The 7524-nt window shown below is 72.4% G+C and carries 11 protein-coding genes; 8 read left to right on the top strand and 3 right to left on the bottom strand.

Features of this window, described 5'->3' with window-relative positions; all coding sequences use genetic code 11:
• Positions 1-3 precede the first annotated feature (3 nt).
• From purN to B351_RS0102495, 3 genes are read left to right on the top strand one after another with little or no spacing between them, the layout of a single operon-like run.
• The gene (purN, locus tag B351_RS0102505) at positions 4-687 is read left to right on the top strand and encodes a phosphoribosylglycinamide formyltransferase (protein WP_019397481.1); all 684 of its coding nucleotides are present in this window, start codon (positions 4-6) and stop codon (positions 685-687) included.
• A 46-nt stretch (positions 688-733) separates the two neighbouring features.
• Positions 734-1498, top strand: coding sequence for a DUF3108 domain-containing protein (locus B351_RS0102500; protein WP_019397480.1), 765 nt, complete (start codon positions 734-736; stop codon positions 1496-1498).
• A 1-nt stretch (position 1499) separates the two neighbouring features.
• Positions 1500-2183: a DUF3108 domain-containing protein gene (locus tag B351_RS0102495; RefSeq protein WP_019397479.1), complete on the top strand. Its 684-nt coding sequence runs from the start codon at positions 1500-1502 to the stop codon at positions 2181-2183.
• 19 nt (positions 2184-2202) lie between these two features.
• Here the strand turns inward: B351_RS0102495 and B351_RS0102490 are convergent, their stop codons facing one another.
• Genes B351_RS0102490 through B351_RS0102480 form a run of 3 tightly spaced genes read right to left on the bottom strand, consistent with a single transcriptional unit; the run spans position 2203 to position 4071 of the window.
• Entirely contained in the window at positions 2203-2505 is a 303-nt protein-coding gene (locus B351_RS0102490; RefSeq protein ID WP_019397478.1) for a hypothetical protein, read from the bottom strand.
• Entirely contained in the window at positions 2506-3789 is a 1284-nt protein-coding gene (murA, locus tag B351_RS0102485) for a UDP-N-acetylglucosamine 1-carboxyvinyltransferase (protein WP_019397477.1), read from the bottom strand.
• 51 nt (positions 3790-3840) lie between these two features.
• The gene (locus B351_RS0102480; protein ID WP_019397476.1) at positions 3841-4071 is read right to left on the bottom strand and encodes a BolA family protein; all 231 of its coding nucleotides are present in this window, start codon (positions 4069-4071) and stop codon (positions 3841-3843) included.
• A 64-nt stretch (positions 4072-4135) separates the two neighbouring features.
• Between B351_RS0102480 and B351_RS0102475 the strand changes: the two genes are divergently transcribed.
• The 5 genes from B351_RS0102475 to lptB are packed head-to-tail and all read left to right on the top strand — an operon-like array spanning position 4136 to position 7504.
• The gene (locus B351_RS0102475) at positions 4136-5131 is read left to right on the top strand and encodes a KpsF/GutQ family sugar-phosphate isomerase (RefSeq protein WP_019397475.1); all 996 of its coding nucleotides are present in this window, start codon (positions 4136-4138) and stop codon (positions 5129-5131) included.
• Between the two features lie 25 nt (positions 5132-5156).
• Positions 5157-5723: an HAD family hydrolase gene (locus tag B351_RS0102470; RefSeq protein ID WP_026010263.1), complete on the top strand. Its 567-nt coding sequence runs from the start codon at positions 5157-5159 to the stop codon at positions 5721-5723.
• Positions 5720-6277 (top strand): LPS export ABC transporter periplasmic protein LptC, encoded by a 558-nt coding sequence (gene lptC / locus B351_RS0102465; protein ID WP_019397473.1) that lies wholly within the window; start codon positions 5720-5722, stop codon positions 6275-6277. Before B351_RS0102470 ends, lptC begins: the two co-directional genes overlap by 4 nt.
• Positions 6255-6782, top strand: coding sequence for a lipopolysaccharide transport periplasmic protein LptA (lptA, locus tag B351_RS0102460; protein ID WP_026010262.1), 528 nt, complete (start codon positions 6255-6257; stop codon positions 6780-6782). The genes lptC and lptA overlap by 23 nt, the downstream gene beginning before the upstream one ends.
• The gene (gene lptB, locus B351_RS0102455) at positions 6782-7504 is read left to right on the top strand and encodes an LPS export ABC transporter ATP-binding protein (RefSeq protein WP_019397471.1); all 723 of its coding nucleotides are present in this window, start codon (positions 6782-6784) and stop codon (positions 7502-7504) included. Before lptA ends, lptB begins: the two co-directional genes overlap by 1 nt.
• Positions 7505-7524 lie beyond the last annotated feature (20 nt).

Raw genomic sequence — 7524 nt, 5'->3', positions numbered from 1 at the left:
CCCATGGCCCCTACCGGCGGGCGCCAGCCGCGGCTGGCGGTACTGGTCTCCGGCCGCGGCAGCAACCTGCAGGCGGTGCTGGACGCGATCGACGAAGGCCGCCTCGACGCCGAGGTGGTCGGGGTGTTCTCCGACCGCCCGGAGGCGCCGGCGCTGGCCAAGGTCGCGCCGGAGCTGCGCTGGAGCCGCAAGGCCCGCGCCTATCCCGACCGCGCCGCGTTCGACGCCGACCTGGCCGAGGCGGTGGCCGCCTGCCGTCCGGACTGGATCTTCTGCGCCGGCTACATGCGCATCCTCGGCGATGCCTTCGTGCGCCGCTTCGAAGGCCGCCTGCTCAACGTCCACCCCTCGCTGCTGCCGCTGTACAAGGGCCTGCACACCCATGCGCGGGCGCTGGAGGCCGGCGACGCCGAACACGGCGCCAGCGTGCACTTCGTGGTCCCGGAACTGGACGCCGGCGCGGTGGTGGCCCAGGTGCGCATCCCGGTGATGCCCGGCGACACACCCGACACCCTGGCCGCGCGCCTGCTGCCGCACGAACACCGGCTGGTCACCGCGGTGCTCGGGCTGGCGGTGGCCGGACGCCTGGCTGAACGCGATGCACGGGTCTGGGTCGACGGTCAGTGCCTGTTTAAACCGCTGCAACTAGATTCCGCGGGCGCCCTGAAGCCGGAATCACGCGCCTGACACCGGCGCGCGGGCATGCTTCCCCGTCGTCCCCTGCCCGAGCCGCATGCGCCCCATCCTCGCCTCCCTCCTGCTGCTGACCGCCAGCGCCCTCCAGGCGCAACCCGCCCGTGCGCAGGAAGCGGCGCCGCCCGGCCTGCCCGCGCTGCCGCCGGCGCCACGCGTGCTGGAACCGTTCCAGGCCACCTACGAGGCCTGGTACCGCGGCCGCCCCGCCGGCAGCGCCACCATGCGCCTGGTGCGCCAGGACCCGCGGCACTGGACGATCGAGCTGGACCTGCGCGCCGAGCGCGGCGTGGCCAGCCTGGCGCGGCTGAACATCCACCAGAGCACGCTGTTCGACGAGCACGACGGCCACTACCGCCCCCTGGGCCAGAACACCGAGCGGCGCGCGGTGCTGTTCGGCAAGCAGGTCAGCGGCAGCTACGACTGGGGCGCGATGCAGGCGCGCTGGAGCGGCGACATCAGCCGCGAGCGCCGGCGCCCGGTGCCGCTGCAGCCGGGGGACATGAGCGCCCTGCTGATCAACCTGGCGCTGATGCGCGCCGCCCGCCCCGGCGCGGTGCTGGAATACCGCTTCGTCGACGGCGGCCGCGTGCGCGGGCACGTCTATCATGTCGGGCAGACGCCGGAGACGCTGGCCGTGGGCGACATGAGCTACGAGGCCTTGCGGGTCGAACGCCGCGACCGCGACGGCGACCAGACCCTGGTCTGGGTCGCCGACGGCGTGCCCACCCCGATCCGCATCCTGCAACGCGAGGACGGCGAGGACGAGGTCGACCTGCGCCTGATCGAGTACCGAGGAGCCTGAGATGAACCGGACCCGCCCCCTGATCCGCCTCCCGCTGCTGCTGGGCCTGCTCGCCGCCGCCGTGCCGGCGCTGGCGATGGAGCCGTTCACCGCCGACTACACCGCCAGCTACATGGGCATGCGCGCCGATGGCACCATGACCCTGGCGCGCGAGTCCGGCGACCGCTGGAAGTACAGCCTGCGCATCCGCAACCAGGTCGCCGACCTCAGCCAGGTCACCGTGTTCGACGAGCACCAGGGCACCCTGCGTCCGCTGAGCAGCAGCGACAGCTCGGTGGCGCTGATCAAGCGCAAGTCGGTGCAGGCCAACTACGACTGGAAGGCCGGCCAGGCCACCTGGAGCGGCGACGTCAAGCCCGAGCGCCGCGGCCCCGTGAAGCTGCAGCCCGGCGACATGGACGCGCTGCTGATCAACCTGGCCGTGGCCCGCGACCTGGCCGCGGGCAAGCCGCTGTCCTCCCGCCTGGTCGACGAGGGCCGGGCCAAGCCGCTGCGCTACGAGGTGGCCGGCAAGGAGCAGATCACCGTCGCCGGCAAGCCGCGCCAGGCCACCAAGGTGGTGCGCCGCGACGACAAGCGCGAGACGATCGCCTGGATCGTGGCGGAAATGCCGGTGCCGGCGCGCATCCTGCAGCGCGAGAACGGCCAGGACACCATCGACCTGACCCTCAAGGCGCTGCGCTGAGCGCGGCGCCCTGGCCGGTTCACTCCTCGGCCTTGAACACCGTCTGGCACTGCACCCGGATCACCTCGCCGCTGCGGAACCAGCGGAAGGTGGTGCATTCGCGGTTACCCTCGCTGCTGCGTTCGGCGGTCACCGCGTAGAACGACTGCAGGATCTCGCCGCGGTCGACCACGCCATCGCCGTTCCAGTCCATGTCGGAGGTCTCGACCCCGCGGGTGGCGGCCATGCCCAGCCAGCCGGCCACGCCGATCAGCACCAGCATCGCCGCCAGCAGGCCCAGCAGGACCTTGCGGCGGGTGGTCATGCGTCCTCGCAGCAGCATTCAGCCCTCCCCTTGCCGCGCGTCGATGCGGCGGATGCTGGCGCCCAGCGCGCCGAGCTTGGCCTCGATGTTCTCGTAGCCGCGGTCCAGGTGGTAGATGCGGTCGATGGTGGTTTCGCCCTGCGCCACCAGGCCGGCCAGCACCAGGCAGGCCGAGGCGCGCAGGTCGGTGGCCATCACCGGAGCGCCGCTGAGGCGCGGCACGCCGCGCACCACCGCGGTATGCCCGTCGATCTGGATGTCCGCGCCCAGCCGCAGCAGTTCGTTGACGTGCATGAAGCGGTTCTCGAAGATCGTCTCGCTGATCACGCCCACGCCCTCGGCCACGCAGTTGAGCGCCATGAATTGCGCCTGCATGTCGGTCGGGAACGCCGGGTACGGCGCGGTGGTCAGGCTGACCGCGCGCGGGCGCCGGCCCTCCATGTCCACGGTGATGCTGTCCGCGGTGGTGGCGACCGTGGCGCCGGCCTCGCGGAGCTTGTCCAGCACCGCTTCCAGGGTATCCGGCCGCGCGTTGCGCGCGGTCACCCGGCCGCCGGTCATGGCTGCGGCCACCAGGAAGGTGCCGGTCTCGATCCGGTCGGGCAGCACCACGTGGCGGCCGCCGCCCAGGCGCTCCACGCCGTGGATGGTGATCCGCGCGGTGCCCGCGCCCTCGATCCGCGCGCCGAGCGCGTTGAGGCAATCGGCCAGGTCGACCACCTCCGGCTCCATCGCCGCGTTCTCCAGCACCGTGGTGCCCTCGGCCAGGGTGGCGGCGGCCATCACGTTCTCGGTGCCGGTGACGGTGACCATCTCGAACACGAAGCGCGCGCCCTTCAGGCGCCCGGCGCGGGCCTTGATGTAGCCGTTCTCGACGCTGATTTCCGCGCCCAGTGCCTGCAGCCCGCGGATGTGCTGGTCCACCGGGCGCGAGCCGATCGCGCAACCGCCCGGCAGCGCCACCTCGGCCGCGCCATGGCGCGCCAGCAGCGGGCCCAGCACCAGGATCGAGGCGCGCATGGTCTTGACCAGGTCGTAGGGGGCCACGTGGTTGCGCACCGTGCGCGGGTCGACCACCAGGCTGCGCGCCAGCTCGCCCTGCTTGTAGTCCACGCTCGCGCCCAGCTCGCCCAGCAGCTTGAGCGTGGTCATCACGTCGTGCAGGTGGGGGACGTTGGCAATCGCCACCGGAGCGTCGGCCAGCAGGGTCGCGCACAGGATGGGCAGGACGGCGTTCTTGGCGCCGGAGATGGCGACTTCGCCGCGGAGCGGCGCGCCGCCGCTGACTACGATCTTCTGCATGGGAACCCGGGTACGGGGGAAACGGTGGGAAACGGCGCCATGCGGCGCGCCTCAGGCGGCCTCGTCGGGGGTCACGGTCCGGAGCGACAGGGCGTGGATCGCCCCGCCCATCAGGTCGCCCAGGGTCGCGTAGACCATCCGGTGGCGGGCCAGCGGCAGTTTGCCGCGGAAGGCCTCGCAGACCACGGTCGCCTCGAAGTGCACGCCATCGTCGCCCTGCACGTGGGCTTTGGCACCGGGCAGGCCTTGCTCGATCAGGCGGGCGATGGTGTCGGCGTCCATGAAGCTGTTGGCCTAGAATGAAGCACCCTAGTCTAGCGAATCCGGGCCGCTCCCGGGCCGATACATGAGCGCAGCCGCCGAGTCATCCGCCGAACCCGCGCAGCTGGCCGCCGCCGGCAGGCGCGTGTTCCAGGTCGAAGCCCAGGCCCTGGAAGCGGTCGGGCAGCGGGTCGGCGAGGACTTCGCCCGCGCCTGCCGGCTGATCCTGGCCTCGCGCGGGCGCCTGGTCTGCACCGGCATGGGCAAGTCCGGGCACGTGGCGCGCAAGATCGCCGCCACCCTCGCCTCCACCGGCACCCCGGCGTTCTTCGTCCACCCCGGCGAGGCCGGGCATGGCGACCTGGGCATGATCACCGACGCGGACATCGTGCTGGCGCTGTCCTATTCCGGCGAGTCGGACGAGGTGCTGATGCTGCTGCCGGCCCTGCGCCGCCAGGGCAACAAGGTGATCGCGATGACCGGTCGCCCGCAGTCCACCCTGGCGCGCGAGGCCGACATCCACCTGGACGTGGGCGTGCCGGCCGAGGCCTGCCCGCTGCACCTGGCCCCGACGTCCTCCACCACCGCCTCGCTGGCCATGGGCGACGCCCTGGCGGTGGCGCTGCTGGAGGCGCGCGGCTTCACCGCCGACGACTTCGCCCGTTCGCACCCGGCCGGCAGCCTCGGCCGGCGCCTGCTGCTGCACGTCACCGACGTGATGCACGGCGGCGAGGAACTGCCCTGCGTCGGCGAGGACGCCAGCGTGGCCGAGGCGCTGGTGGAGATGAGCCGCAAGCGCCTGGGCATGACCGCGATCGCCGCCGCCGACGGACGCCTGGCCGGGATCTTCACCGACGGCGACCTGCGCCGCGCCCTGGACCGCGGCATCGACGTGCGCCAGGCGCGGATCGCCGAGGTCATGACCCGCAACCCGCGCACGATCGACGCCGGGCAGATGGCCACCGAGGCCGCGCACCTGATGGAGCGCCACCGCATCAACGGCCTGATCGTGGTCGACGCCGAGCAGCGCCCGGTGGGCGCGCTCAATGTTCACGACCTGTTGCGAGCACGCGTGGTTTAACCGCCCCATGTCCCCGGAACCGATCGTGGCCTACGACCCGCTGTCCCTCGTCCCCCCGGAAATCGCCGAGCGCGCGCGCCAGGTCCGGCTGGTGTGCCTGGACGTGGACGGCACCCTCACCGACGGCCGCCTGTACTTCGACGCCGCCGGCAACGAGATGAAGTCCTTCAGCGTGCTCGACGGCCAGGGCCTGGTGCAGCTGCGCCGCTTCGGTTTCCACGTCGCGCTGATCACCGCCCGCCCCAGCCTGGTGGCGCAGAAGCGCGGCGCCGACCTCGGCCTGGAAACCCACATCGGCGTGGCCGACAAGCTCGCCTGCATGGACGAACTGCTGGCCCGCCACGGCCTGGCGCGCGAACAGGCCTGCTTCGTCGGCGACGACCTGCCGGACCTGGACTGCCTGTGCGTGGCCGGCCTCTCCGTGGCGCCGGCCAACGCCCATCCGTGGATCGCCGAACGGGTGCACTGGCGCACCCGCGGCCGCGCCGGGGAAGGCGCGGTGCGCGAGGTCTGCGACGTGCTGCTGGCGGCGCACGGCCACGTGCCGGCGATCCTCGCCGGGCACGGCTCGCGCGACGGACGCCGGGCATGAACTGGCGCCTGCTCCTGGGCCTGGTGCTGCTGGCGGCCGCCGCGGCCACCGGCTGGTCGGCCTGGCAGATGCGCGGGCGCGAGGCGCCGGCGGCCGCCAGCGGCGAGCGCTCGGACTACGTGCTGCGCGACTTCGAACTGGTGATCCTCGGCAAGGACGGGCTGGAGTCGGTGCGGGTGCAGTCGCCGGAGCTGCAGCGCCGCGAGGACGAGAGCATGGACCTGGAGCAGCCGCTGTTCCTGGCCCCCGCCGAGCCCGGGCCGTGGCGGCTGTCGGCCGAGCGTGGCTGGATCAGCGCCGACGGCGAGCTGCTGCGCCTGGAGGGCAACGTCGCCGGCGACAGCGACCCGGCCAGCCCCGCCCCGAGCAGCTTCCGCACCGACGTGCTGGAATTCCTCCCAGCGCAGGACCTGGCGCGCACCGACCGCCCGGTGCGCGTCACCCGCCCCGGCCTGCTGCAGACCGGCAACGGCATGGAAGCCAACCTCAAGACCCGCCAGTACCGCCTCCTTTCCCAGGTCAGGACTCGCTATGAACCTTCCGCGCGCCCTTAAGTCCCGGACCGCCGCCCTCGCCGTGCTGGCGCTGGCCACGCTGTCCTCCACCGCCCTGGGCAAGAGCTCGGACCGCAACCAGCCGATGACGCTGGACTCGGACAACTCCGACTGCAGCCAGGCCAGCGCAGACTCGCGCTGCGTCTTCACCGGCAACGTCGAGATCGTGCAGGGCACCCTGCACATCACCGCCGCGCGCGCCGAGATCGTGCAGCGCGGCGGCGAGATCGAGCAGGTGGTGCTGACCGGCAAGCAGGCCACGATGCGCCAGGAGATGGACGACGGCGCGACCATGAACGCCCGCGCCGACCGCATCGTCTACGAGCCGAAGAAGGAGCTGCTGACGCTCACCGGCAACTACACGGTCGAATCCCCGCGCGGCAGCAACAGCGGCCAGCGCATGGTCTACAACATGGCCAGCGGCCAGATGCAGAGCGGCGGCGACGGCACCCGCGTGCGCACCGTGATCCAGCCACGCGCCCAGCAGAACAAGGAAGGCAACTGATGCTCGTCGCCGAAGGCCTGCGCAAGAAGTACAAGCAGCGCGAGGTGGTGCGCGAGTTCGGCCTCTCGCTCGACGCCGGCGAGGTGGTGGGCCTGCTCGGCCCCAACGGCGCCGGCAAGACCACCTGCTTCTACATGATCGTCGGCCTGGTCGCCGCCGACGCCGGGCGCATCGTGCTCGATGGCCGCGACATCACCGCCGAGCCGATGTACACCCGCGCCCGCCTGGGCGTGGGCTACCTGCCGCAGGAACCCTCGGTGTTCCGCAAGCTCACCGTGGCTGACAACATCCGCCTGGTGCTGGAGCTGCGCGAGGACCTCAAGGACGGCGACGCGCTGGAAGCCGAGCTGTCCTCGCTGCTGGACGAGCTGCAGATCGGCCACGTCGCCGACCAGCTCGGCGCCAGCCTGTCCGGCGGCGAGCGCCGGCGCTGCGAGATCGCCCGCGCCCTGGCCGCCAGGCCGCGGCTGATGCTGCTGGACGAGCCGTTCGCCGGCGTCGACCCGATCTCGGTCGGCGAGATCCAGCGCATCGTCACCCACCTCAAGAACCGCGGCATCGGCGTGCTGATCACCGACCACAACGTGCGCGAGACCTTGGGAATCTGCGACCGTGCGTATATCCTCGCCGAGGGACGCGTTCTGGCGCAGGGGGCCCCGGACGCACTGCTGGCCAACCCGGACGTGCGCCGGGTCTACCTCGGGGACACCTTCCGCCTCTGACCCCCTGGCCCGGCAGCCCC

The sequence above is a fragment of the Pseudoxanthomonas sp. GW2 genome (genome assembly GCF_000283075.1).
GTDB lineage: Bacteria > Pseudomonadota > Gammaproteobacteria > Xanthomonadales > Xanthomonadaceae > Pseudoxanthomonas.
Note: the sequence above shows the minus strand (reverse complement) of the source record. Positions and strands in the feature narration are given on the sequence as shown.